Annotated in this window: 24 protein-coding genes; 13 read left to right on the forward strand and 11 right to left on the reverse strand. The window is 62.7% G+C overall.

Annotated elements, in window-relative coordinates:
- Position 1: 1 nt before the first annotated feature.
- From KO538_RS14835 to folE2, 4 genes are all read right to left on the reverse strand, one after another.
- Entirely contained in the window at positions 2-397 is a 396-nt protein-coding gene (locus tag KO538_RS14835; protein WP_219328755.1) for a hypothetical protein, read from the reverse strand.
- Positions 394-1212 carry a class D beta-lactamase gene (blaOXA, locus tag KO538_RS14840; protein WP_219328756.1) on the reverse strand — a complete coding sequence of 273 codons (819 nt, stop codon included), beginning with the start codon at positions 1210-1212 and terminating at the stop codon, positions 394-396. Before blaOXA ends, KO538_RS14835 begins: the two co-directional genes overlap by 4 nt.
- An 87-nt stretch (positions 1213-1299) precedes the next feature.
- Positions 1300-1467, reverse strand: a complete 168-nt coding sequence (locus tag KO538_RS14845; RefSeq protein ID WP_161781517.1) for a hypothetical protein — start codon at positions 1465-1467, stop codon at positions 1300-1302.
- Positions 1468-1500: 33 nt separating this feature from the next.
- Positions 1501-2418, reverse strand: a complete 918-nt coding sequence (folE2, locus tag KO538_RS14850) for a GTP cyclohydrolase FolE2 (RefSeq protein ID WP_257620377.1) — start codon at positions 2416-2418, stop codon at positions 1501-1503.
- A 122-nt stretch (positions 2419-2540) separates the two neighbouring features.
- Here folE2 and KO538_RS14855 point away from each other — a divergent pair, with 122 nt between their 5' ends.
- The 3 genes from KO538_RS14855 to KO538_RS14865 are packed head-to-tail and all read left to right on the forward strand — an operon-like array spanning position 2541 to position 3619.
- Positions 2541-2876, forward strand: coding sequence for a winged helix-turn-helix domain-containing protein (locus KO538_RS14855; RefSeq protein ID WP_034755664.1), 336 nt, complete (start codon positions 2541-2543; stop codon positions 2874-2876).
- A gap of 15 nt (positions 2877-2891) precedes the next feature.
- A complete protein-coding gene (locus tag KO538_RS14860; RefSeq protein ID WP_046682902.1) occupies positions 2892-3149 on the forward strand; it encodes a hypothetical protein in 258 nt (85 codons plus the stop codon).
- A 38-nt stretch (positions 3150-3187) separates the two neighbouring features.
- On the forward strand, positions 3188-3619 hold the full coding sequence (locus tag KO538_RS14865) for a hypothetical protein (RefSeq protein WP_034755659.1): 432 nt from the start codon (positions 3188-3190) through the stop codon (positions 3617-3619).
- Here KO538_RS14865 and alkB read toward each other — a convergent pair.
- The gene (gene alkB / locus KO538_RS14870) at positions 3591-4253 is read right to left on the reverse strand and encodes a DNA oxidative demethylase AlkB (RefSeq protein ID WP_070302704.1); all 663 of its coding nucleotides are present in this window, start codon (positions 4251-4253) and stop codon (positions 3591-3593) included. The genes KO538_RS14865 and alkB overlap by 29 nt on opposite strands.
- Positions 4254-4347: 94 nt before the next feature.
- Here alkB and KO538_RS14875 point away from each other — a divergent pair, with 94 nt between their 5' ends.
- On the forward strand, positions 4348-4818 hold the full coding sequence (locus tag KO538_RS14875) for a heme-degrading domain-containing protein (protein ID WP_046682905.1): 471 nt from the start codon (positions 4348-4350) through the stop codon (positions 4816-4818).
- Here the strand turns inward: KO538_RS14875 and KO538_RS14880 are convergent.
- The 3 genes from KO538_RS14880 to KO538_RS14890 are packed head-to-tail and all read right to left on the reverse strand — an operon-like array spanning position 4815 to position 6989.
- Positions 4815-5507 carry an aspartate/glutamate racemase family protein gene (locus tag KO538_RS14880; RefSeq protein WP_034755651.1) on the reverse strand — a complete coding sequence of 231 codons (693 nt, stop codon included), beginning with the start codon at positions 5505-5507 and terminating at the stop codon, positions 4815-4817. The genes KO538_RS14875 and KO538_RS14880 overlap by 4 nt on opposite strands.
- A 14-nt stretch (positions 5508-5521) precedes the next feature.
- Positions 5522-6280, reverse strand: coding sequence for an SDR family NAD(P)-dependent oxidoreductase (locus KO538_RS14885; RefSeq protein ID WP_034755644.1), 759 nt, complete (start codon positions 6278-6280; stop codon positions 5522-5524).
- Positions 6264-6989 carry a GntR family transcriptional regulator gene (locus KO538_RS14890; RefSeq protein WP_070302809.1) on the reverse strand — a complete coding sequence of 242 codons (726 nt, stop codon included), beginning with the start codon at positions 6987-6989 and terminating at the stop codon, positions 6264-6266. Before KO538_RS14890 ends, KO538_RS14885 begins: the two co-directional genes overlap by 17 nt.
- 135 nt (positions 6990-7124) lie before the next feature.
- Here KO538_RS14890 and KO538_RS14895 point away from each other — a divergent pair, with 135 nt between their 5' ends.
- Entirely contained in the window at positions 7125-7580 is a 456-nt protein-coding gene (locus KO538_RS14895) for a thioesterase family protein (RefSeq protein WP_219328757.1), read from the forward strand.
- Between the two features lie 138 nt (positions 7581-7718).
- Entirely contained in the window at positions 7719-9083 is a 1365-nt protein-coding gene (locus tag KO538_RS14900; RefSeq protein ID WP_219328758.1) for an amino acid permease, read from the forward strand.
- Between the two features lie 78 nt (positions 9084-9161).
- Here the strand turns inward: KO538_RS14900 and KO538_RS14905 are convergent, their stop codons facing one another.
- Positions 9162-10784, reverse strand: a complete 1623-nt coding sequence (locus KO538_RS14905; protein WP_219328759.1) for a hypothetical protein — start codon at positions 10782-10784, stop codon at positions 9162-9164.
- 256 nt (positions 10785-11040) lie between these two features.
- Between KO538_RS14905 and KO538_RS14910 the strand changes: the two genes are divergently transcribed.
- The 3 genes from KO538_RS14910 to KO538_RS14920 all read left to right on the forward strand — a co-directional run bounded on the left by KO538_RS14910 (position 11041) and on the right by KO538_RS14920 (position 13330).
- Positions 11041-12384 carry a bifunctional diguanylate cyclase/phosphodiesterase gene (locus KO538_RS14910; RefSeq protein ID WP_219328760.1) on the forward strand — a complete coding sequence of 448 codons (1344 nt, stop codon included), beginning with the start codon at positions 11041-11043 and terminating at the stop codon, positions 12382-12384.
- 47 nt (positions 12385-12431) lie between these two features.
- A complete protein-coding gene (locus tag KO538_RS14915) occupies positions 12432-12818 on the forward strand; it encodes a hypothetical protein (RefSeq protein WP_219328761.1) in 387 nt (128 codons plus the stop codon).
- Positions 12819-12886: 68 nt separating this feature from the next.
- Positions 12887-13330, forward strand: coding sequence for a DUF411 domain-containing protein (locus tag KO538_RS14920; protein WP_034755628.1), 444 nt, complete (start codon positions 12887-12889; stop codon positions 13328-13330).
- Between the two features lie 93 nt (positions 13331-13423).
- Here KO538_RS14920 and KO538_RS14925 read toward each other — a convergent pair whose 3' ends face one another.
- Positions 13424-15655, reverse strand: a complete 2232-nt coding sequence (locus KO538_RS14925; RefSeq protein ID WP_034756379.1) for an NADP-dependent isocitrate dehydrogenase — start codon at positions 15653-15655, stop codon at positions 13424-13426.
- Positions 15656-15970: 315 nt separating this feature from the next.
- Positions 15971-16201, reverse strand: coding sequence for a hypothetical protein (locus KO538_RS14930; RefSeq protein ID WP_046682912.1), 231 nt, complete (start codon positions 16199-16201; stop codon positions 15971-15973).
- A 331-nt stretch (positions 16202-16532) separates the two neighbouring features.
- On the opposite strand from KO538_RS14930, the gene KO538_RS14935 reads away from it, so the two are divergent.
- From KO538_RS14935 to KO538_RS14950, 4 genes are read left to right on the forward strand one after another with little or no spacing between them, the layout of a single operon-like run.
- Positions 16533-17840: an FAD-dependent oxidoreductase gene (locus tag KO538_RS14935; protein ID WP_219328762.1), complete on the forward strand. Its 1308-nt coding sequence runs from the start codon at positions 16533-16535 to the stop codon at positions 17838-17840.
- Entirely contained in the window at positions 17837-20854 is a 3018-nt protein-coding gene (gene vioB, locus KO538_RS14940) for an iminophenyl-pyruvate dimer synthase VioB (protein ID WP_219328763.1), read from the forward strand. The genes KO538_RS14935 and vioB overlap by 4 nt, the downstream gene beginning before the upstream one ends.
- Before the next feature lies 1 nt (position 20855).
- Positions 20856-22145, forward strand: coding sequence for an NAD(P)/FAD-dependent oxidoreductase (locus KO538_RS14945; protein WP_219328764.1), 1290 nt, complete (start codon positions 20856-20858; stop codon positions 22143-22145).
- Positions 22145-23263 (forward strand): tryptophan hydroxylase, encoded by a 1119-nt coding sequence (locus KO538_RS14950; protein WP_257620378.1) that lies wholly within the window; start codon positions 22145-22147, stop codon positions 23261-23263. The genes KO538_RS14945 and KO538_RS14950 overlap by 1 nt, the downstream gene beginning before the upstream one ends.

Consider the following 23263-nt stretch of genomic DNA (forward strand, 5'->3'; position numbering starts at 1 on the left):
TTTACGCCAGGCAAGCATCGAGGCGCACCACAGTGACGCCGACATACGCGCCCACGCAGCGCGCATCATGCGTCGTAAACGGGTTTTCCAGTTGCAGCAAGCCGCAATCGCAGATGACGGGGTCGACCTGGGTCACGACGCCCAGCGCCAGGTAGCGCCAGCCGTCAAGCCGGCGCAGGCCCTGCTCCCGGCCAGGGTTGGCGCGGAAAATGGCGTCCCAGTCGTCCAGCTCGCCGGGCATGGGCCACAGTTCGAGCTGGACTTGCGTGCCGGCGGCCAGCTGCGCACCGCCGAACTCGTCCATCACGTGCAGGCGCTGGCCGCCCACCTCGATGACGGCTTCCAGGTAGTCGCCATCGGAGGCGATGAAGGTGGCGGCAACGATGCTGGCCGTCACTTCTGCGCCTGCTCCAGCAGGGCCGGCAATTCCTTCAGCATCGCTTCGCGCGTGCGCAGGCCTGCCGACTGCTGGCCCTTCTGCTCGTCCTGCACCAGGCGCGCGAACACGATGCTGCGTTCGCCCTTGCTGGCCCAGCCCACGAACCAGCCGTAGCCATGCGCCTCGTCGAAGCTGCCGTCGGCCTTGCGCGGGAAAGCCGCGCCCGTCTTGCCGTGCACTTGCCAGCCGTCCACATCGGCCAGGCGCGTCAGGCGCCGCGTCTGTTCCATGGCCTGTTTGGACACGGGCAACTGATCGTTGACCAGCTTGCGCAGGAAGCCCAGCTGCTCGAGCGGCGAAATCTTCAGCGAGGAGCTGATCCACGAGCGTTCCAGGCTATTGTCCTTGCCCTTGTCGCCCGACACGTCCGCATTGCCATAGCGCAAAGCCTTCGCGTATTTCTGGAAGCGCTCGGCGCCCAGCGCCTGCGTGATCTGCTGCGAATACCAGACGACGGAATACTGCATCCAGCGCGACGGGTCCGTATCCTGGCGCCAGGCCTCGCCGCCCCAGTCCACATAGCCCTGGCGATATGGCAGGCTGGGCTTGTGCTCGTCCTTGAGGAAGCCGGCGTCATAGCCCATCAGGCTGAGCGCGATCTTGAACGTGGATGCGGGCGTGACTCTGTCGAGACAATTACCCTCTTGCAGCAAGACCGTGCCTGTTTTGGCGTCGGCCATGGCCGTGCAGATGGTGGCGGCCTGGGTTTGCGAGGCGGCCAGTACGGCGCCTGTCAGGCCGAGGATGAACTGGAAGAATGCGCGATATTTCATGAGCCTCCGGGGTTGGGGGAGTAGGACAAAGCGAAATTGTACCGGGCAGCACGGCGCGAGGCCAGCGCTGATAACATTGCCTTGACGCTAGCGCCCTGCCGGTGCGCCAGGCTGGTGTTCCCTCTTCAGCCGCTCCTCTTCCAGCTCGTCCATACCGAGCTTTTCCTCGTCGATCAGCGCATGCTCGCGCCGCTCTCGCTCCACTTGCTCTTCCAGGCTGTCTTCGTCAGGCTCCTGCGCGATTTTCTCCGGCATGCTGTCTACCTCCACGGTGGTTGAGTGAAAAGCTCAGGCAAGCTTGCCCGCTTGCGCCACGGCATCGTGCGGATGCAGGCTCTCCATATGCCGTACGGTAACACGCGCCTGCGCACAGTATGGCGCCAGCGCCGCCTGCACGCGGCGGGCCGCGTCTTCCACATACATCAGATTAGCACCATTCAAGCGCGCGAACGCCTGCTCGTCGGCCCGTTTCACGGCCGTCTGCAGCGGCGTCGCCAGCGCCGCCTCCACCAGGTCGATCAGGGGAAACAAGTCCAGCTCCGCCTGCTGCGTCAATGGTACGGTGACCGTCGCCGTGCTGCGCTGGCTGTGCGGCGTGGCCAGGCTCGCGTGTTCCTGCAGCCAGGCGCGCGCGGCCGCGCCATCGATCTCGCCCGCGCCAAACCGCGCCGCAAAGGCATCGGCAAGCAGTTGCCGCGCCAACGCCGCCGAACAGGGGCAGGTCGCCGAGTAGCCGACCTCCACCGTCAGCGACAACGTGAAGCCCTGCGGCGAGCAGCTGGCCTGCAGGCGGACGGGATACGATTTCCAGCCCGCCAGCCCCGCCGTCAGCAGCGCCGGCTGGCGCCGCAGCACGGGAAACGCCAGCGCCAGGCGCGCCTGCGTGCTACCGCAATCGGCGTGGCTGTCCACCATGCGCCGCAACACGGCGGCCAGCGCGCCCGCATCGAGCGGCTGCGCGGCCGCAAACGCATCGAGCAGCAGATACAGGCGTGACATATGGATGCCCTTGACTGTCGGATCGAGCAAATCGACTTGCACATCGGCCCAGGCATGCACTTGCTGCGCCTGCCCGCCCTCTTCCAGCCACAAGGGCAAGGCGATGCCCTGCATGCCCACCCACTCGAGCGGCAAGGGACTGCCCAGATGGGGGCCGGCCGCCACGTCGGGCAAGGGAGAGGAAATTGAATCGCGCTTCATGGTCATGGCTCCATATGCAAACAAGTTGCATATCATGGAGAAAAGCCGCCATATTTGCAAGTATCTTGCATTAAAACGTGAGCATGATTTTTCTTGACTAGCTAACACATGTCAGATAATGTTGACACATGACAGATATCAACACACCACTGACGGGCGAGCGCTTGCTGCTCATGCTGGCGGCGCTCGACAACCCGCACCGGCTGCGCATCATCGCGGCGCTGGCCAGCGGCGGGCGCAATTACATCAGCCAGCTGGCGCGCGACCTGGGCATCAGCCGTCCCCTGCTGCATTTGCACCTGCAAAAGCTGGAACACGCGGGACTGGTCACCAGCCAGCTGGAGCTGTCGCACGACGGCAAGGCCCTCAACTATTTCGAGGCCAGCCCATTTGAATTGCGGCTGACGCCGGCCAGCATCGCCGCGGCGGCATCCTCGCTCACTCCCAACCCGGATCAATCCTGAACTGTAGAGGTCATCATGTCTGAAAATATCTTTTTTGCCGCCTTCTTCTTCCCCTGCACGGCCGCCGTCATCATCTTCGCCCTCAAATACACGTCCGGCATCGTGCAGGCGCGCGCCAGGCTGGCGCAGGACGGCGCCTACCAGGAGCTGGCCAAGTCGATGGCCGCCGCACAGGTGGAAACGGCAGCGTCGCTGGCCGCCTTGAGCGCATCCGTGGCGCAGATCCAGGCGCGCCTGGGCAGCCTGGAAACCATCCTCAAGGAAGTCGAATAAAGCCCTTCATCGCCCCCCCATGACCAGGAGACCGCACCATGAATACCGTATCGACCGCCCGTCTGTATGCGCTGCGCGCCATGTATCTGCTGGTCGTCCTGGGCCTCGGCAGCGTGCTGTGGCCCGGCATCGTCACGCCGCACGCGCCGTGGGAACTGATGCGCGGCACCGTGAACTGCATGCTGGCCGCGTTTTCATTGCTGTGTTTGCTGGGTTTGCGCTATCCGCTGCAGATGCTGCCCGTGTTGCTGTGGGAAGCGCTGTGGAAGACCCTGTGGCTGCTGCTCGTGCCGCTGCCGCAATGGCTGCACGGCGGGGTAGATCCCGCCACCATGCAATATGTGTTTGAAATATCGTTCGTCGTGCTCGTCTACCTGGCCATTCCGTGGCGCTACGTGCATGCCCAGTACGTACGCAAGCCAGGTACGCCATGGCGCCAGCTCAGGCAGCCTTGCGAAACGTCAAATTGATGCGCTGCGCGCCCAGCACCGCGTGTTCGCCTTCCTTCAGCGGTGCCACGCCGTGGAAGCGCAGGCGGTCGGCGCCGCCCCACACCACGACGTCGCCATGCAGCAGGCCGATGCGCGCCGCCTTGTCGGCCCGCTCGGCGCCGCCGAACAGGAAAATAGCGGGTAAGCCAAGCGAGACGGAAACGATGGGCGCGTTGAAATCGCATTCATCGCGGTCCTGGTGCAAGGCCATGCGCGCTCCGGGCGCATAGCGGTTGACCAGGCAGGCGTCGGGAACAAAACCAGGATAGCCGGCGGCCAGCGCCGCCTCTTGCGCCAGGCGCAGGAATACGGGCGGCATGGGAGGCCAAGGCAAACCACTGGCCGGATCGAGGCGCGCATAGCGGTAGCCGCGCCCATCCGTGACCCAGCCCAAGGGGCCGCAATTGCTCATGGCGACCGACATGCGCAAGCCGCCCGGCGTGGCCATGTGGCGCAGGGGCGCGGCCAGCACGATGGCGTCCAGCGCCGGCAGCACTTCGTCCAGATAAGGCAGCGCAAAACCGCGCAGCAGGATGGACGCGGACGAGCCTGGCACCAGCGGCACGGGGCCGGCCGGGATTTGCTCTTCATCGGCGAACAGGGACAGGTTCATGCCGCCTATTTTAGCCGCGCCACACAAAAAGCGCGCGCGGCTGTCCCGTGGTGCGCTACAGTAGCGCTTCCAGCCACTACCGCCCTCTTTCACGATGGATCATTACGCCGATTTGCTGCAAACCCTGGCGCAACAGGAAGAATCCCTGCAATTCGAACGCTTCGACAACGATGCCGCGCTGGCCGTGGGCCTGTGGATCGTCGAAGAAGTGCGCAAGCGGGGCAAAGCCGTCACCGTCAACATCACGCGCAATGGCCAAGTGCTGTTCCACCACGCCATGACGGGCGCCACGGCCGACCAGGCGGACTGGATACGCCGCAAGAACAACACGGTACAGCGCTTTTGCCGCAGCTCCTACTACATGGGTATCTCTTATAAAAGCCGGGGCAGCACCTTTGAAGACGTGAAATACCTCGACGACATCGAGTACGCGGGCCACGGCGGCGCTTTCCCCCTGCTGATACGCGGCGTGGGACTGGTGGGCACGGTGACCGTGTCCGGCCTGGCGCAGGCCGACGACCATGCGCTCGTGGTGGCCGCGCTGCAGGCGCAGCTGGAACGCTAGGTTTCCAGCGCCCGGCGCAAGGCCGCGCGCGCCAGCAACCTTGTGGAATCGAGGGTCGGCAGCGGCGAATTGGCGTCGCTGATGATCAGCGGGATTTCCGTGCAGCCGAGGATGACGGCGTCGCAGCCCTGCTCCCGCAAGCCGCCGATGATGGCCTGGAAGCGCGCCACGCTGCCCGGATTGACCACGCCCGGCACCAGTTCTTCCATGATGATACGGTTGATCTCGCTGCGTTCGTCCTCGCCGGGCCGCACGCAAGCGATGCCGCGCGCGCCCAGCTTGTCCGGATACACGGCGCTGTCGACCAGCCAGCGCGTGCCCGTCAAGCCCACTTTCTGGAAACCACGCGCGGCCGCTTCGCTAGCCACCACGTCCGCGATATGCAGCCACGGCAGCGGCGAACGGGGCGCCATCAGCTCGAACGCCTGGTGGATGGTGTTGTCGGGGCAGATCAGGAACTCCGCGCCGGCCGCGTGCAGCTTGCGCGCCGACGCCAGCATCAGCTCGGCCACGCCGGCCAGGTCGCCCCCGTTCAGGCACTCCACGTAGCGCGCCAGCGGCGGCGTATGCATCGATACTTCCGGGTGTTCATACGCGCCCAGCGCATGCGCGCCCTCTTCGCAGATCGTGCGGTAGCACAGGGCCGCGCCTTCGGCCGAACAGCCGACGATGCCGATATGTTTTGTCATGCTCTTCCTCCTCCTTAAATGCGCTGGCCGCCGTCGATGGGAATTTCCGCGCCCGTGATGTACGAGGCGCGCTCGCTGCACAGGAACTCCACCAAATCCGCCACTTCGGCAGTCGTGCCCAGGCGGCGCAACGGGATTTGCGTGTCGACGATGTGCGAGGTGCCCGGCGACAGGATGGCCGTGTCGATCTCTCCCGGCGCGATGGCGTTCACGCGCACGTTCAGCGGCGCCATGTCGTTGGCCATTTCGCGCGTCAGCGACGCCAGCGCCGCCTTCGAACTGGCGTAGGCGGAACCGGCAAACGGGTGCACGCGGTAGCCGGCGATCGAACACAGGTTCACGACGGAGCCATGCGCGTTCGACAATTCCTGCGCAAAGCCGCGCGTCAGGGCCAGCGGCGCAAAGAAATTCGTGTTGTACATTTCCTGCCACGTCTGCATGTCGGTGGTCAGCGAATTGACGCGCGAGCCACCCGGCCCCTTCGGCGACACGCCCGCATTGTTTACCAGCGCGTGCAATTTGGAGTCGCCCAGCATGGGGCGCAGGGTGTCGACCATCTGCCCGATCTGGCTCAGGTCCGACAAATCCATGCACACATGCGTGTTGTGCTCCTGGCTGCGCGGGCAGCCGCCGGGAATCGGGCTGCGCGAGACGGTGATGACCCGCCAGCCCAGGCTGCGGAAGCGCTCGGCCACCGCATGACCGATGCCGCGGCTGGCACCGGTGACGATGGCGGTTTTCTGTTCAATTTTCTGTTCAGTCTTGTGCTTCATGTTCTTCCTCGTCCTTTTCTTTCTGTGTTGCCCCGGCGTGCATGCGCTCCTGCCGCATCACATACGCGAGCATCTGCGTCCCGCCGTCGAGAATGTCCTGTTCGATGGCGCGCCGCGCGGCCGCGCCGTCGCGCTGGCGCAGCGCGCTGATGATGGCGTGGTGGTGGCCCACCCGCATGTCGGGCGAAAAGCTCGCGTAGCCGGCGGCGATCAGGGGCGCCGTCTGCATCCATAAATGGTCGACGAAGCGTTTCAATGTCGGCATGCCGGCCGCCTGCGCCAGGCCCAGGTGAAACGCCTGGTTGCATTGCAGGGCCGCCGGCAAGTCGTGGCGCGCGATGGCCTCTTCGTTCGCCTGCAGCAGGCGCTCGAGGTCGGCCAGGGTGGCGTCGTCGATGCGTTGCGCCGCCTCGAACGCGCCCAAGCCTTCCAGTTCCAGGCGCAGCGCGCGGATTTCCAGGTAGCGCGCCACGCTGAGCACGGGCACGCGAAAGTCGCGCGGCGAGCGCAGCACCAGCGCCTCTTCCTGCACCAGTTGCAGCATGGCGTCGCGCACGGGCGTCACGCTCGTGCCCAGCTGCAGCGCCAGTTCGCGGATGCGCAGCCGGTCGTTGGGCTGGAAGCGCCCGGCCGCCAGCGCGTCGCGCAGCGTTGCATATACGGACTTGCCCAGATTGACGTGCACCAGGCTGTCCAGGGGATGATTCATAGTGGTTTTTAGATTCAAACAATTATGATGCATCATACATCAAGAGATAAAACAGTGTTTTTGCACGCGTGCGTCGCAGACAGGACGCAGCGCAAGCACGTACAATCAGCCGCCACCGTATCGAAAGGATTGCAATTGAACTGGGATTATCCGCACGCCCACACCCTGCCCGTCACGCCAGAACCTGGCGACATCGACGGCTTGCAGCACACGAACAACGCCGTCTACGTGCGCTGGTGCGAGCATATCGCCTGGCACCACTCGGCCACCCTGGGGCTGGACCTCGACGATTACCGGCGCCTGGACCGGGCCATGGCGATACGCCGCGGCGAATACGACTACCTGCTGCCGACGCGGGCCGGCGAGGCGCTGACCCTGGCCACCTGGCTGTGCGCCAGCGATGGCCGCTCCAGCATGGAACGGTGCTTCCAGCTCGTGCGCGACAGCGACGGCGCCACCGTCGTGCGCGGACGCTGGGACTTGATCTGCATCGAATTGAGCAGCGGCCGCGCGCGCCGCCTGCCGCCCGAGTTTTTGGCCGTGTACGAACCGGCCATCGTCGCGGCCGGCGCGCTGCGCGCAGACGACTAGGCCATTGTTTTGCGCGCCGTTCGGCGAAGATGCGGGCTTTTCTTGCGCCCCCGCAGTGCAACATGCATTTCGCTCCTGCTTTGCCCGTCCATGCTTTAGAATCAGCGACCTCAGCCCCGTAAAAACAGGATAAAACATATGACGGCAGTCGGGAATACCGAACCACAAGAGCTCAAGCGCGGCCTGAAAAGCCGCCACATCCAGCTCATCGCCCTGGGCGGCGCCATCGGCACCGGCCTGTTTCTGGGCATCGCGCAAACCATCAAGATGGCCGGCCCTTCCGTGCTGCTCGGCTATGGCATCGCCGGCGTCATCGCCTTTTTGATCATGCGCCAGCTGGGCGAGATGGTGGTCGACGAACCCGTCGCCGGCTCCTTCAGCTATTTCGCCGACAAATACTGCGGCCACCTGCCCGGCTTTTTGTCTGGCTGGAATTACTGGGTGCTGTATGTGCTCGTCAGCATGGCCGAACTGACGGCCGTCGGCATCTACGTGCAGTACTGGTGGCCCGGCGTGCCGACCTGGGTTTCGGCCCTCATCTTCTTTTGCGCCATCAACGCCATCAGCCTGCTCAATGTGAAGGCCTTCGGCGAGATGGAATTCTGGTTCGCCATCATCAAGGTGGTCGCCATCATCGGCATGATCGTCTTCGGCGCTTACCTGCTCGCTTCCGGCGACGCGGGCCCGCAGGCGTCGGTAGCCAACTTGTGGCAGCACGGCGGCTTCTTCCCGAATGGCTGGCAGGGACTGGTGATGGCCATGGCCGTCATCATGTTCTCGTTCGGCGGCCTGGAACTGGTCGGCATCACGGCGGCCGAGGCGGATGACCCGAGCACGACGATTCCACGCGCCACCAACCAGGCCATCTACCGCATCCTGATTTTCTATATCGGCGCGCTGGGCATTTTGCTGTCGCTGTACCCATGGCAAAACGTCGTCACCGGCGGCAGCCCCTTCGTGCTGATCTTCCATGCGCTCGACAGCAACCTGGTGGCCACGACCCTGAACGTGGTGGTGCTGACGGCCGCCCTGTCCGTGTACAACAGCGGCGTGTACTGCAACACGCGCATGCTGTTCGGCCTGGCCAAGCAAGGCAATGCGCCGCGCGCGCTGCTGCGCCTGAACCGCCGCGGCGTGCCGCTGGCGGCGCTGGGCGTGTCCGCGCTGGCGACGGGCGCCTGCGTGGTGGTCAATTACTTCATGCCGGGCGAAGCGTTCGAGGTGCTGATGGGCCTCGTGGTCTCCGCGCTGATCATCAACTGGGCCATGATCAGCTGGATCCATTTGCGTTTCCGCGCGCAGAAGAAGGCCGAGGGCAAGACGACCCTGTTCCAGAGCCTGGGCTACCCGTTCACCAACTACCTGTGCCTGGTCTTCCTGGCCGGTATCCTCGTGATCATGTATTTGACGCCGGGCCTGCGCATCTCCGTCTACCTGATCCCCGTGTGGCTCGCCGCGCTGGGTATCGGCTACTGGATCAAGCAAAACAAGGCCAAGGCATAGGCTTGCGCAGTATTTTGCAATCGGCAAACAAAAAGCCCGTCTTCGCAGACGGGCTTTTTGCATCAGGCGCTGCCGTTTTTAAGCGGTGGCGGCCACATTCTCTTCCGGCTGCACATCGGCTCGCCAGAGGCCGATGCTCTGGCCCACATACGATTGCAGCAGCACGTCGTCGCTCAAGGTCAGCATCGCCTGCTGGCGCTGCTCCGCCTTTTTCTCGGGAGTCATGCCCAGTTCGCCCGTCTTGTACGGCCCCAGCACAGGCAGTAAATCGCGCAGCACGGAATAGTTACCTGGCGTTGTCTTGTCCGATTCCAGCTTGCCCAGGAAATACTTCATGACATGCTCGGACTGGTTGCCCTCCTGCCGCAAGCTCGCCTTGACCATCTTGCCATCCTTGTAGGCCACCTGCGCGTCGCTGCTGGCCGTATCTTCGATCTGGTGGTAGGTATAGTTCTGCGATTCCGTATTATCCAGCAAGCGCAGCGGCACGCCGGGGACGAGCGTCTCATGGAAACTGGCGCTCAGCTTCGATTGCTGCTGCTGCCTGACCGAACGCTCATCCTGGCTGGCGCCGGCCTGCAGCGTCTTTTGCGACACGTCATAATTGAAGCCATCCTTTTCCGAACTGCGCATGGGATTGCTGAATTTCACGGCCTGCGACACGGAGGCGCTGAAATCGGCCAGCCCCGTCAGGATGGACCTGTCTTCGGCCGCCAGACGCCACTTGCCCGTCTCGGGACTCTCGGTGGCCACCTGCGGCGCGGCGGTATTGCTGTGCAAGGCCGTAAAGCTATCCTTGAGCATGGCCACCAGGCCCGCGTCGCCATGGCCGCGCGACGCCGCCTGGTCGAACTGCTTCGTGTAGCTGCCCAGCGCCTTCGCCTGCTTTTCCTTGCTGCCCAGGGTATTGAGCTGACTGGCATCGACCTTCAGGTCCAGGCTGCCGGCCTCGCCGCTGAAGCTGACCTTGCGCTGCGCGCCATCGGCCTGGAAGTCCAGGGTTTGAATACTTTCCGGCTCGCCGCGCACCTTGACTTCCGCATGCAGTTTCACCGAGGCCAGCTGCTGCTGGTCAAACTGCATCAAGCCTTCCAGCTTGATTTTCGGCGTACTTTGTCCCATGCCGTCGATGGCTTCCTGGAAGCCCTTCGCCAGCTCGCCCAGGGCGCTCGCCTCAGCGTCGCTGAGGTCGCCACTGGTCGTCATGCTCACGGCCAGGCCGTCGCCCTGGCTGTCGAGCGACAGCTTGACTTCCACGCCGCTCTTGGTCGTGATGCTGAGGGAAACCCGGTCTTCGCCATTGCCATGCAGGCTGCCCGGCGCGATACCGGACGCCGCATAGACATTCGGCGTGGCGCTCGGCGGCGGCTGACGCATCGCCTGCGAGAAATTGTAGTTGCCCAATTTGGCCTGTCCCAGCATGGCAGCGCCCAGGCCGCTGAAGCGGCCGCCAAACGCATACGACGAAAAACTTTTCGTCATCGCCTCGCTGACCTTGTCGCGCGTCGCGCTTTCCCACACCATCGGCGGCTTCACGAGCGCGGCCGGTTTGCTGTCGTTCACGCTCTCCGGACTGAGGGCAACGATGGAAGACGGCGTGGATGGGGACGACGGCGATGCCGCCTGCGTGCGGTTCGGCGTGGCGGAGGAAGCCCCTGACGGGGCGCTATTCCAGTTTGACAGTGGAGAAATGGAGGTCATGGCGCTGTAACCTTGCAAGTGGCGAGTAGGGGCATCATAAAAGTTCGATATGGTTAGTTTTTTTGCAATCACCTGGCGCCAGGCAAGCCTTGTGTCACGTTATCTGACGTGGTGGCAAGTACTGCGTGGCAATACTGCTATAACGGCAAGAAACGGCAAAGCATGAGTGTCGGGGAAATGAAACATTTTCATACGGATGACCCAGCCGCCCCGCAACAAGTTGATTCACCGCCGGGAATGTCTCAAAATGTATCGTATGGAACACAAGATTCTGCGCGCGCCGCTGGCCAGCTTTACCGATTTGTTGCTCGACGCCGTGTGCATGGTCGACGTGGACGGGCGCTTCGTCTTCGTCAGCGCCGCCTGCGAACGCATCTTCGGCTACACGCAGCAGGAAATGGTCGGCAAGCAGATGCTCGACCTGGTCGCTCCCGCCGACCGCGCCCGCACCCTGGCCGCCGCGCGCGCCATCATGGATGGCCATGCGCAGACGCATTTCGAAAACCGCTACCTGCGCAAGGATGGCAGCCTGGCGCACATCATGTGGACGGCCCGCTGGTCTGCCGCCGACCAGCTGCGCGTGGCGGTGGCGCGCGACATCACCTTGCTGAAACAGGCGCAGGCGAAGCAAGCCGCGCTGTACGCTATTTCCGAAGCCATGCAGGCAACGCAAGACTTGCCTGCCTTGCTGCACCGTATCCAGCACATCATCGGCGAACACTTGCCCACGCGTAGCCTGACCTTGCTGCTGCATGACGAACACGGCGCCCAGCCTTTGATGACCTGCCATGCCGGCGACAGCGCACCGCAGCCAACGTCTTCGCTGGCCAGCCTGCTGTGCGATGAAGTGCTGCGCAGCGGCCGCCCCCTGCTGCTGCAGGCGGGACAACTGGCCGGCCTGCCGGCTGCGCTGCAAACGGCGGCCGGCGCCCTGTCCTCGTACTGGCTTGCCGTGCCGCTGTATTGCTCCATCGGCAGCATCGGCGCGCTGGCCTTGCAAGGCGGGCAGGACGCCACCATCGGCACGGAGCAAGACCAGGATTTGCTGCAGTTTGTTGCCAAGCAACTTGCCACCGCCATCGAGCGCCGGCAATTGCAGACGCAAATGCAATTCATGGCCATGCACGATGAACTGACCCGCCTGCCGAACCGCCGCCTGTTCCACGACCGCCTGCACACGGCATTCGCGCGCGCGCACCGCAAGGAAGGCCGGCTGTCGCTGCTATTCCTGGACTTGAACAACTTCAAGCGCGTCAACGACGACCACGGCCATGCCTGTGGCGACCTGCTGCTGCAAACGGTGGCGAACCGCCTGCGCGATTGCATGCGCGAAACCGACACCCTGGCCAGGATGGGCGGCGATGAATTCGTCGTGCTTCTGGAAAGCAATGTCACGCCGGCCGATGTCAGCCTGATCGAGCAAAAGATCCACGCGGCCCTGGCCGCGCCGCTACACCTGGGCAACGGACAGCAATTGCAGATCGCCGTCAGCATCGGCGTGGCCCACTATCCGGAAGACGGCGATACCATGCAGCTGCTGCTGCGCCATGCGGACCGGGCCATGTACGCGTCGAAGGTGCTGGCCGCCGCCTCGCGCTAGCGGATGCCGCTCCTGGCGACAGTGCCCCCATGCTATACTTTCCCGCGATGCTGAGACACTTCAAAACATGGCTGATCCTGCTGTTGATCACGGCGGTGCCGCTGCAAGCGGCCGCTGCGGGCGCCACGCGGCTGTGCGCGCCGCTCGCTGCCTCGCCTGCCGCCGCCATGACGGCGGCCTGCCAGCATCACGATGCGCAATCATCCACCGTCCCGGACAGCGCCAGCGCGCCAGAAGACAGCAAGTTCCCTGCCAAGCACCCCGCGTGCGGCGCCTGTTCCGCCTTTTGCCTGGGCGCGCTGATGCCGCCAGGCGTCACCCTGCCTGCCGCCATGCTCAACAGCGCGGAACACGCCGCCGTAGCCAATGCCACCCTGCTGACGGGATTCATTCCCGACGGCTTGCGCCGGCCTCCTAGACCGCTTTCCGCTTAAATTCCAAGCTCGTCCCAAGCAGGCCACTCAGGTGGCCACGATAGACCTACTTCGTCTGAAAGCAACACATGATCAAACATTTATTAGTGCGCGGCGCTTTCGCCGCCATGCTGGGCCTGCCCACGTTCGCCATGGCGGCCCTGCCCGTCATTGAAGTCTACAAGAGCGCCTCGTGCGGCTGCTGTTCCGCATGGATCAAGCACCTGGAAACGAACGGCTTTACGGTGCGCGCGAAAAATGTCGAGATGCCGGCGCAATACCGCAAGCTGGCCGGCATTCCCGACGCGCTCGGTTCCTGCCACACGGGCCTCGTCAACGGCTACGCCATCGAAGGCCATGTACCGGCCAGCGAGATCAAGCAGTTGCTGCGCGAAAAACCCAAGGCGAAAGGCCTGGCCGTGCCGGCAATGCCGATGGGTTCGCCTGGCATGGAAGGTCCGCGCAAGGATGCGTATGACGTCTTGCTGGTCAAGAGCAATGGCAGCACCGAGGTCTACAAGCACTACAAATAGGCACTGAGGAGAAATGAAAAACGCCGCCGGAATCGCTTCCGGCGGCGTTTTTTATGTCAGGCAGCAAAGAACCTGCCGCCTGTCAGGACTGCATCAGATGCTGTCCAATACCGCATTCAGGCTGGCGCTAGGACGCATGACCGCTTCCGTCTTCGCCGGATCTGGCAGGTAGTAGCCGCCGATATCCGTTTCCTTGCCTTGGACTGCTTTCAGCTCGGCAACGATCTTTTCTTCGTTGTCGGCCAGGGCTTTGGCCACTGGCGCAAAATGCGCTGCCAGTTCCGCGTCGTCCTTCTGCGCTGCTAGAGCTTGCGCCCAGTACATGGCCAGGTAGAAATGGCTGCCGCGGTTGTCCAGCTCGCCAGTACGTGGCGATGGCGACTTGTTGTTGTCCAGCAGCTTGCCCGTGGCTTCATCGAGGGTTTTCGCGAGGATTTTGGCCTTCGCATTACCCGTCTTGATGCCCATGTCTTCCAGCGACACGGCCAGGGCCAGGAACTCGCCCAGCGAATCCCAGCGCAGATGGTTTTCTTCCACCAGCTGCTTGACGTGCTTAGGAGCCGAACCGCCGGCGCCCGTTTCGTACATGCCGCCACCGGCCATCAAAGGCACGATCGACAGCATCTTGGCGGACGTGCCCAGTTCCAGGATCGGGAACAGATCGGTCAGGTAGTCGCGCAGGATGTTGCCGGTCACCGAGATGGTGTCCAGGCCGCGGAAGGCGCGTTCCAGGGTGTAGCGCATGGCGCGCGTTTGCGACATGATCTGGATGTCCAGGCCCTTGGTGTCGTGATCCTTCAGGTAAACCTGTACCTTCTTGATGACTTCGTTCTCGTGCGGACGGTAGGAGTCGAGCCAGAACACGGCAGGCATGCCCGAGTTGCGCGCGCGCGTGACGGCCAGCTTGACCCAGTCGCGGATCGGCGCGTCCTTGACCTGGCACATGCGCCAGATATCGCCCTCTTCCACCGTTTGCGTCAGCAGCACTTCGCCCGTTTCCAGGTCGGTGATGTTGGCGATGCCGCCTTCCGGCACTTCAAACGTCTTGTCGTGCGAACCGTACTCTTCCGCTTGCTGCGCCATCAGGCCCACGTTCGGCACGGTGCCCATGGTCTTCGGATCGAAGTTGCCATGCCATTTGCAGAAGCCAATCATTTCCTGGTAGATGCGCGCAAAAGTCGATTCCGGCATGACTGCCTTGACGTCTTTCGGACGGCCATCGGCGCCCCACATCTTGCCGCCGATACGGATCATGGCTGGCATCGACGCGTCGACGATGATGTCGTTCGGCGAATGGAAGTTGGTGATGCCCTTGGCCGAATCGACCATGGCCAGTTCCGGACGGTGCGCGTGGCAGGCGTGCAGGTCCTTGAGGATTTCATCCTTTTGCGACGCTGGCAGCGTGTCGATCTTGTCGTACAGGTTGCTCATGCCATTGTTGACATTCACGCCCAGTTTGTCGAACAGCTCGGCGTGCTTGGCGAACGCGTCCTTGTAGAAGATGCGCACGCAGTGGCCGAAGACGATCGGGTGCGACACCTTCATCATGGTGGCCTTGACGTGCAGCGAGAACATCACGCCCGTCTTGAACGCGTCGTCGATTTCCTTCTCGTAGAACTCCAGCAGCGCTTTCTTGCTCATGAACATGCTGTCGATGATTTCGCCCGCTTGCAGGGAAACCTTCGGTTTCAGCACGATGGTCTTGCCCGAGGCCGTGACCAGTTCCATCTTGACGTCGCGCGCCTTTTCCAGGGTCAGCGATTTTTCGCCATGGTAGAAGTCGCCATGGTGCATGTGCGAGACGTGGGTTTGCGACGATTGGCTCCATTCGCCCATCGAGTGCGGGTGCTTGCGCGCATACTCTTTGACGGCCTTCGGTGCGCGGCGGTCGGAATTGCCTTCACGCAGGACCGGGTTGACGGAGCTGCCGATGCACTTGCCGTAACGGGCCTTCAAGGCTTTTTCTTCTTCCGTCTTCGCATCTTCCGGGTAGTCCGGCAGCTTGTAGCCACGGCCTTGCAATTCGCGCACGCAAGCGATCAGCTGGCCTTGCGAGGCGCTGATGTTCGGCAGCTTGATGATGTTGGTGTCCGGATTCTGGGTCAATTTGCCCAGTTCAGCCAGGGTGTTCGGGACTTTTTGCGCGTCCGTCAGGAATTCGGGAAATTCGGCCAGTACACGTGCCGCCACCGAAATATCGCTGGACACCACGTCCACGCCGGCCGGCGCGGTGAATTTTTTGATGATTGGCAGCAGGGAATACGTCGCGAGCAGCGGCGCCTCGTCAGTCAGCGTGTAGATGATTTTGGATTTTTGTGTTGCCATGTTCATTCCCTTGTATGCGGTGATGCCTGGTGGTTAACTTTCTTCATTCCAAACACAGGACGGTTAGCCTTGCTTTGGACGGCTAGTGTGCCGGCGGTGACGCCGTGCTTGCCCACCACGTATTTTAGACTGTCCTGCCGCTGTTTGTGTATCCGATGGCGTCGAATCTTATATAAGACAGCAAATATCTGAGACAGACGGGAGAATATGGCGGTTTTCCGCAAGGAAATAGATGCAAGCAGGCCCACAGGCCATGTATGCACCAATGGAAACAAATATGTAAACGGAAATATATTCGAGCAAATCCTGTCCCGCTCACTCGTTTTTGACGATGCCGCGCACGTTCGTCAACGCCAGGCAGACATTCAGGACGATCAGGGCCCAGGCCCCGTCATGCCAGCCCCAGCAGACCCACAGCACATTGCTGAACAGGAAAACCCAGAAGCCGGCAAAGCGCCGCGCTGCCGCGCGCGACCCCACGAGCCATGCCGCCAGCAGCGAAGCGGCCATGGCAGGCCATTGCAACAGTTCGATGAAGTCGGACATGGCGCCTCCCGTTTGCGAGCAGCGTAGCAACATTTCCGCGATATCAGCGCACGCTTGGCAGACGGCAACTACATTGATATTTATCAAATTGACAGCCCGATGCCTGGGCTAATGTCGGTGCCATCTTTGATTTGAAACAGAAACTCTGCTGCCAAGACTCAACCATTCCAGACACAACGCCAGTTTTCGCCAGGCTCTTCATTCCCCAGCTGATAACGCTCGCCAAGTGCCGTAACACGCAGCGTCCCATCCCTTGCGTACACGTGCAGGGGCAACTTTTGCTGGCGATTTTGCAGCCTTTTGATTAATGAACGTTAAAAAGGAATTTCGTATGAGCACGTATTCTGACATTTGCATCGTTGGCGCCGGCATAGGCGGCTTGACTTGCGCCAACCGCCTGATCGGCGCCGCCGCCGACAGGAAGCTGCGCATCCGGGTATTCGACCTGAATGCCACCGTGGGCGGCCGCATCCAGTCGCGGAAGATAGATGGCGAGGAAATCGCCGAACTGGGCGCCGCCCGCTATTCGCCGCAGCTGCATCCGCATTTTCAGCAACTGATGCAGGGCAGCGGTCTGCCGCATGCGGTCTACCCGTTCACCGAGGTCATCTCCCACGATAGCGTGCTCGACGAGCTGAAGGCGACGCTGGATGAGCTGAGTCCGAGGCTGACAGAGCATCCTAACCTCTCCTTCTTCGATTTCGTCAGCCATTACCTGGGCGCCGCCAAGGCCAGCCACATCATCAAGGCGACCGGCTATGACGCCTTGCTGCTGCCGATGGTGTCGGCGGCCATGGCCTACGACATCATCAAGAAACACCCGGAAACGCAGCACTTCACGGAAAACGCCACCAACCAGTGGCACTACGCCACCGACGGCTACCACGCGCTGCTGTGCCAGTTGCAGCACCAGGCCCAGGTCGCCGGCGTGGAATTCCAGCTCGAACATCGCTTGCTGTCCGTTGAAAAATCGGGCGCCGACCATGTGCTCGCCTTCGGCCACCATGGCGACACGCAGATGCACCGCACACGTCATCTGGTGATGGCCATCCCGCCGTCCGCCATGCCGCGCCTGAACCTGGATTTCCCGGCCGCATGGAGCCCGTTCCAGTACGACTCGCTGCCCCTGTTCAAGGGTTTCTTCACGTTCGACACGGCCTGGTGGGACGCGCTGGGGCTGACCGACAAGGTGCTCATGGCGGCAAATCCCCTGCGCAAGATCTACTTCAAGAGCGACAAATATGTGCTGTTCTACACCGACAGCAAAAGCGCCACCTACTGGCGCGACAGCCTGGAACTCGGTGAAGACGTGTACCTGGAGCGTGTCCGCAGCCACCTGGAAGAAGTCCTGCCGCTCGATGGCCAGCCGCTGCCGCGGATCAAGGCGCACTTCCACAAGTTCTGGCCGCATGGCGTCGAGTTTTGCGTGGAACCGGAAGCCGAACATCCGGCCGTGCTGCTGCACCGGGACGGCATCATTTCCTGCTCGGATGCCTATACCGCGCATTGCGGCTGGATGGAAGGCAGCCTGATCAGCGCCCAGCACGCCAGCGGCCTTTTGCTGCAACGGTTAGCTCAACTGGACGAGGTCGCGGCCGCCAACGATACCTTCATCACTTCCTCGACCGAGCGCGCATGAGCCTACTTGACTTCCCCCGCCTGCACTTTCGGGGTTTTGCCCGCGCCAATGTGCCGACGGGGAATCGCAATACGCACGGCAACATCGATATCGCCACGAATGCGGTATCGATGGCGGGCGAGGCCGTCGACCTGAGCCGGCCACCGTCCGAATTCCATGCACACCTGAAACAGCTTGCCCCCCGCTTCAATGCAGAGGGCAAGCCCGATCCGGACGGCATCTTCAGCCAGGCGGCAGGCTACAATTTTTGCGGCAACAACCATTTCTCGTGGGAAAACGCGCGGATCACGGGCGTCCAACTTGGCACTGGCGAGGTCGATACGCAGGACGCGCTGGTGGGCGCCAAGCTGGCCCTGTGGGGGCACTACAACGAGTATCTGCGCACGACGTTCAACCGCGCCAGGTGGATCGACAACAATCCATCGCAGCCGGACACCACGCTGATCTACGCCGGCCAGTTTACCTTGAGCGACAAGCTGGCCACGCCGAACACGCCCACCTTGTTCACAGCCGATATCGCGCAGGCGCACTCCGTACGCTGGCTCGGCAGCGGCCATGTCACGGAACGCAGCGGGCATTTCCTGGACGAGGAATTCGGCCGCGCCAGGCTGTTCCAGTTTTCGGTGGCCAAGCACGATCCGCATTTCCTGTTCAATGGGGATCTGCCGCTGCCGGCCAGCATGCAGGCCTTGCGGCAAGCCCTGGTCGACGACGCGGTGCTGGGTCTGACGGTGCAATATGCGCTGTTCAATATGTCGACGCCGCTCAAACCCGATTCGCCCGTGTTCTACGACCTGGCCGGCAGCATCGGCCTGTGGCGGCGCGACGAGCTGGCAAGCTATCCGGCCGGCCGCCTGCTGCAGCCGCGCCAGGCCAGCCTGGGACCGGTGCTGGTGAAAATGCATGCGGACCGCGTCGCGTTCAACATGCCGACCGCCATTCCCTTCACCACGCGCGACCCGCGCGCCGTCTCGGAACAGCATCCCACGCATGCCCTGGGCGACAAGCAGGCGCTCGGCGACCTGCTGCTGCAGGACGGCGCCGGCACCTTGCTGGCGCGGATACCCGAGCAGTTGTACCGCGACTACTGGCGCCATCACGGCATCTTCGACGTGCCGCTGCAGCACGCTGGCGCGGCCACGGGTTCGCTCAGCCTGGGCAGCGCACAGGCGCAGTGGGACGAAACCGACTGGGTACTGCAATCGGACAGCAACCAGCTGTACCTGGAAGCGCCGAACCGCAACAAGCACGAACAATTTCCGCAGACGATCACCGTGCAAAGCCGCTTCCGCGGCGAACTGGCGGCGCCTGCGTCCCTGCCGGCGCAGGCCGAGGACGGCGCGCTGCTGGCCGTGGAGCAGCAACCGTCGCCGCTCGGACATGGCTACACGGCGCTGACCCTGACGGGACGCCAGCCGGGCGCGACCAGGATCGTGCTGGGGGCAGGCAAGGATAAGCAATACCTCGGCGTGCGCGTACTGCCCGACGACTGGGACCTCGACGACGTACCGGCCGAACAGGTCGACTACGCCTTCCTCTACCGGCATGTGATGAGCTATTACGAGCTCGTGTATCCATTCATGTCGGACAAGGTCTTCAGCCTGGCGGACCAGTGCAAGTGCGAAACCTATTCGCGCCTGATGTGGCAGATGTGCGATCCGCGGAACCGCGACAAGAGCTATTACATGCCCAGCACCCGCGAACTGTCGCTGCCAAAGTCGCGCCTGTTCCTGAAATACCTGACGCAGGTCGAGGCAAAGGCCAAGGCGGCGGTGCCGGAAGCGGCGGTGCCGCCTGTCATCGGCAGCAAGGCCGAGCTGATCGAGGAGCTGAAAAAGGCCATCGACCTGGAACTGTCGCTGATGCTGCAGTACCTGTATGCCGCGTATTCGATTCCCAACTATGCGCAGGGGGCGGCGCTGGTGCAGGCAGGCCGCTGGCTGCCGGCCGAGCTGGAACTGGCCTGCGGCGCCGAAGACCGGCGCCGCAACAGCGGCACGCGCGGCGCGCTGCTGGAGATCGCCCATGAAGAAATGATTCACTATTTATTGGTCAACAATGTGCTGATGGCGCTAGGCGAACCGTTTTATAGCGGCACCCCGGTGATGGGCCAGTTGGCGCGCAAGCGTTTCGGCCTGGACACGGAATTTGCGTTCGAGCCATTTTCCGAACACGTGCTGGCCCGTTTCGTGCGTTTCGAATGGCCCGACTACATCCCCACGCCAGGCAAATCCATCGCCACCTTCTATATCGCGATCCGCCAGGCCGTTGCCGACTTGCCCGGCCTGTTCGAAAGCGGCGGCGGCAAGCGCGGCGGCGAACACCATTTGTTCCTGAAAGAACTGACCAACCGCGCCTATCCCGGCTACCAGCTGGAAGTATCGGACCGCGACAGCGCGCTGTTTGCCATCGACTTCGTCACCGAACAGGGGGAAGGCGTGGCCGTCGATTCGCCGCATTTCGCCTCGTCGCACTTCCAGCGGCTGCGCGCCGTGGCCGGCAAGTTTTCAGCCTGCGGCAAACCGTTCGAGCCGGCGCTGCCGGCGCTGAAGAATCCCGTGCTGGAAGCGCGTGCGGACTGCACCGTGGTGACCGACCGGAAGGCGCGCGCGCTGATGCAGCTGTATCAAGGCTGCTACGAACTGACCTTTTTGATGATGGCGCACCATTTCGCGCAGCGGCCGCTGGGCAGCCTGCGCCGCTCGCGCCTGATGAATGCGTCCATCGACATCATGACCGGCCTGTTGCGTCCCCTGTCGGCCGCCCTGATGAACATGCCGTCCGGCGTGCCCGGCCGCCATGCTGGACCGCCCGCGCCAGAGCCGGTCAGCAGTCTGATCAGCAGCGACTACAGCCTGGGCTGCAACATGCTGGCGCAGAAATGCCAGGCGCTGGCGCAGTACGCGCGCGGCCTTGAGAGCGATGTCATCGGCATGGCGCCGATAGAGATGTTGGAGTTTTTTAATCAGCAACTTACCGATTTATCTCGGGGAAAGATGTCAAGAGAGGCTTGAAATGCATAAAATCATTATCGTCGGCGGAGGCCTGGCAGGTAGCCTCAGCGCCATTTATCTGGCGCAACGGGGGCACGATGTCCACGTTATCGAAAAACGCGGCGATCCGCTGCTGGAGAATGCTGCAAACGCGGACCCGGTCAACTCGCGCGCCATCGGCGTGAGCATGACCGTACGCGGCATCAAGGCCGTCCTGGGAGCTGGCATCAGCAAGCAGGAGCTCGACCAGTGCGGCGAACCCATCGTCGGCATGGCATTTTGCGTGGGCGGCCGGCACCGCATACGCGAGCTGACCCCGCTCGAAGGCCTGTTTCCCCTGTCGCTGGACCGCACCGCCTTCCAGCGCCTGCTGAACCGGCATGCCGCCCTGCACGAAGTGAAGTATTACTTTGAGCATAAATGCCTGGATGTCGACCTGGAAAGAAAAATCGTGCTGATCCAGGGCCCGGACGGCGCCGTGCAGCAGCTGCACGGCGACCTGGTCATCGGCGCCGACGGCGCCCACTCGGCCGTGCGGCGCGCCATGCAAAGCGGCGTGCGCCGTTTCGAGTTCAAACAGAGTTACTTCCGCCACGGCTACAAGACGCTGGTCTTGCCGAACGCGGCGGATCTGGGTTTCCGGAAGGATTTGCTGTATTTCTTCGGCATGGATTCCAAGGGCCTGTTTGCCGGCCGCGCGGCCACCATTCCGGACGGCAGCATCAGCTTCGCCCTGTGCCTGCCCTACACGGGCACGCCCAGCCTGGGCACGCTCAACCGCGAAGCCATGGCCGACTTCTTCAGCCGCTACTTCGGCAACCTGCCGCCGGACCGCCGCAAGGAGATGATCGACCAGTTCATGGCGCTGCCCAGCAACGACCTCATCAATGTCCGTTCCAGCACCTTCCACTACAAGTCCAATATCCTGCTGATCGGCGATGCAGCGCATGCCACCGCCCCCTTCCTAGGACAAGGCATGAACATGGCGCTGGAAGACGTCCACGTCTTCGTTTCCCTGCTGGAAAAGCACGGCAATGCCCTGGGCCCTGCCCTGTCCGAGTTCACGCAGCAGCGCAAGGTGCAGGCGGACGCCATGCAGGACATGGCCATCGCCAACTATGAAGCGCTGAGCAATCCGAATCTGATTTTCTTCCTGCAGACGCGCTACACGCGCTACATGCACAAGAAATTCCCCCGTGTTTATCCGCCAGACATGGCGGAGAAACTGTACTTCACATCGGTTCCTTACGATGAATTGCAGCAAATCCAGAAGAAACAAAACGTTTGGTACAAACTTGGAAGGGTAAATTAATGAACATTCTCGTTATCGGCGCAGGCCCCGCAGGACTGCTCTTCGCCAGTCAGATGAAACAAGCCCAGCCCGGCTGGAATATCAGCATCACGGAAAAAAACACCCCGGAAGAAGTGCTGGGCTGGGGCGTGGTGCTGCCGGGACGCCCGCCGCGCCATCCCGCCAATCCGCTCTCCTATCTGGAGCAGCCGGAACGGCTCAATCCGCAGTTCCTGGAAGAATTCAAGCTCGTGCACCACGACCAGCCCAACCTGATGAGCACCGGCGTGACCCTGTGCGGCGTGGGGCGCCAGGCCCTGGTGCAGGCGCTGCGCGCCAAGTGCGTGGCGGCCGGCATCGCGATCAGCTATGAAACGCCGCCGGCGCCCCGGGCGCAGCTGGAAGCCGAGTACGATCTGGTGGTGGTAGCGAACGGCGTCAATTACAAATCGCTGGAGTTGCCGCCAGCGCTGGTGCCGCACATCGATTTCGGCCGCAACAAATACATCTGGTACGGCACCACCCAGCTGTTCGACCAGATGAACCTGGTGTTCCGCAGCAATGAGCAAGGCATTTTCATCGGCCATGCCTACAAATACTCGGACACGATGAGCACCTTTATCGTCGAATGCAGCGAAGAAACGTACGCCAGGGCCGGGCTGGAAGCGCTGTCCGAGCGCGACGCCGCCGCGTATGTCGCCAAGACGTTCAAAGCCGAGCTCGGCGAACATGGGCTGCAGAGCCAACCGGGCCAGGGCTGGCGCAACTTCATGACCCTCAGCCGCGACCGGGCCTGCGACGGCAAGTTCGTCCTGCTCGGCGATGCGCTGCAATCGGGGCATTTTTCCATCGGCCATGGCACCACCATGGCGGTGGTGGCGGCCCTGCTGCTGGTCAAAATCCTCAATACCGAAGCTGGCACGGCCGCCGCCCTGGACAGCTTCAATGCCCGCGCCGTGTCTCTGATGCAATTGTTCAAGGACCACGCCAACGCCAGCCGCCTGTGGTTTGAAACCGTAGGCGAGCGTATCGGCCTGAGCAATGCAGAGCTGACCGCCAGCTTCGACGCCCGCCGCAAGGACTTGCCATCGCTGCAGGAAGCGCTGATGGCCAGCCTTGGCTACGCGCTGGGCCGCTAG

It is taken from the genome of Janthinobacterium sp. NKUCC08_JDC, assembly GCF_019345575.1.
Lineage (GTDB): Bacteria > Pseudomonadota > Gammaproteobacteria > Burkholderiales > Burkholderiaceae_D > Janthinobacterium > Janthinobacterium aestuarii.

Coding starts and splice junctions, on each gene's coding strand:
- KO538_RS14910 (WP_219328760.1), top strand. CDS start 11,041: ATGGAACACAAGATTCTGCGCGCGCCGCTGGCCAGCTTTACCGATTTG.
- KO538_RS14950 (WP_257620378.1), top strand. CDS start 22,145: ATGAACATTCTCGTTATCGGCGCAGGCCCCGCAGGACTGCTCTTCGCC.
- KO538_RS14885 (WP_034755644.1), bottom strand. CDS start 6,280: ATGAAGCACAAGACTGAACAGAAAATTGAACAGAAAACCGCCATCGTC.
- folE2 (WP_257620377.1), bottom strand. CDS start 2,418: ATGACCATGAAGCGCGATTCAATTTCCTCTCCCTTGCCCGACGTGGCG.
- KO538_RS14890 (WP_070302809.1), bottom strand. CDS start 6,989: ATGAATCATCCCCTGGACAGCCTGGTGCACGTCAATCTGGGCAAGTCC.
- alkB (WP_070302704.1), bottom strand. CDS start 4,253: ATGAACCTGTCCCTGTTCGCCGATGAAGAGCAAATCCCGGCCGGCCCC.
- KO538_RS14935 (WP_219328762.1), top strand. CDS start 16,533: ATGAGCACGTATTCTGACATTTGCATCGTTGGCGCCGGCATAGGCGGC.
- KO538_RS14880 (WP_034755651.1), bottom strand. CDS start 5,507: ATGACAAAACATATCGGCATCGTCGGCTGTTCGGCCGAAGGCGCGGCC.
- KO538_RS14915 (WP_219328761.1), top strand. CDS start 12,432: ATGCTGAGACACTTCAAAACATGGCTGATCCTGCTGTTGATCACGGCG.
- KO538_RS14860 (WP_046682902.1), top strand. CDS start 2,892: ATGTCTGAAAATATCTTTTTTGCCGCCTTCTTCTTCCCCTGCACGGCC.
- blaOXA (WP_219328756.1), bottom strand. CDS start 1,212: ATGAAATATCGCGCATTCTTCCAGTTCATCCTCGGCCTGACAGGCGCC.
- KO538_RS14900 (WP_219328758.1), top strand. CDS start 7,719: ATGACGGCAGTCGGGAATACCGAACCACAAGAGCTCAAGCGCGGCCTG.
- vioB (WP_219328763.1), top strand. CDS start 17,837: ATGAGCCTACTTGACTTCCCCCGCCTGCACTTTCGGGGTTTTGCCCGC.
- KO538_RS14865 (WP_034755659.1), top strand. CDS start 3,188: ATGAATACCGTATCGACCGCCCGTCTGTATGCGCTGCGCGCCATGTAT.
- KO538_RS14875 (WP_046682905.1), top strand. CDS start 4,348: ATGGATCATTACGCCGATTTGCTGCAAACCCTGGCGCAACAGGAAGAA.
- KO538_RS14855 (WP_034755664.1), top strand. CDS start 2,541: ATGACAGATATCAACACACCACTGACGGGCGAGCGCTTGCTGCTCATG.
- KO538_RS14920 (WP_034755628.1), top strand. CDS start 12,887: ATGATCAAACATTTATTAGTGCGCGGCGCTTTCGCCGCCATGCTGGGC.
- KO538_RS14930 (WP_046682912.1), bottom strand. CDS start 16,201: ATGTCCGACTTCATCGAACTGTTGCAATGGCCTGCCATGGCCGCTTCG.
- KO538_RS14945 (WP_219328764.1), top strand. CDS start 20,856: ATGCATAAAATCATTATCGTCGGCGGAGGCCTGGCAGGTAGCCTCAGC.
- KO538_RS14845 (WP_161781517.1), bottom strand. CDS start 1,467: ATGCCGGAGAAAATCGCGCAGGAGCCTGACGAAGACAGCCTGGAAGAG.
- KO538_RS14925 (WP_034756379.1), bottom strand. CDS start 15,655: ATGGCAACACAAAAATCCAAAATCATCTACACGCTGACTGACGAGGCG.
- KO538_RS14905 (WP_219328759.1), bottom strand. CDS start 10,784: ATGACCTCCATTTCTCCACTGTCAAACTGGAATAGCGCCCCGTCAGGG.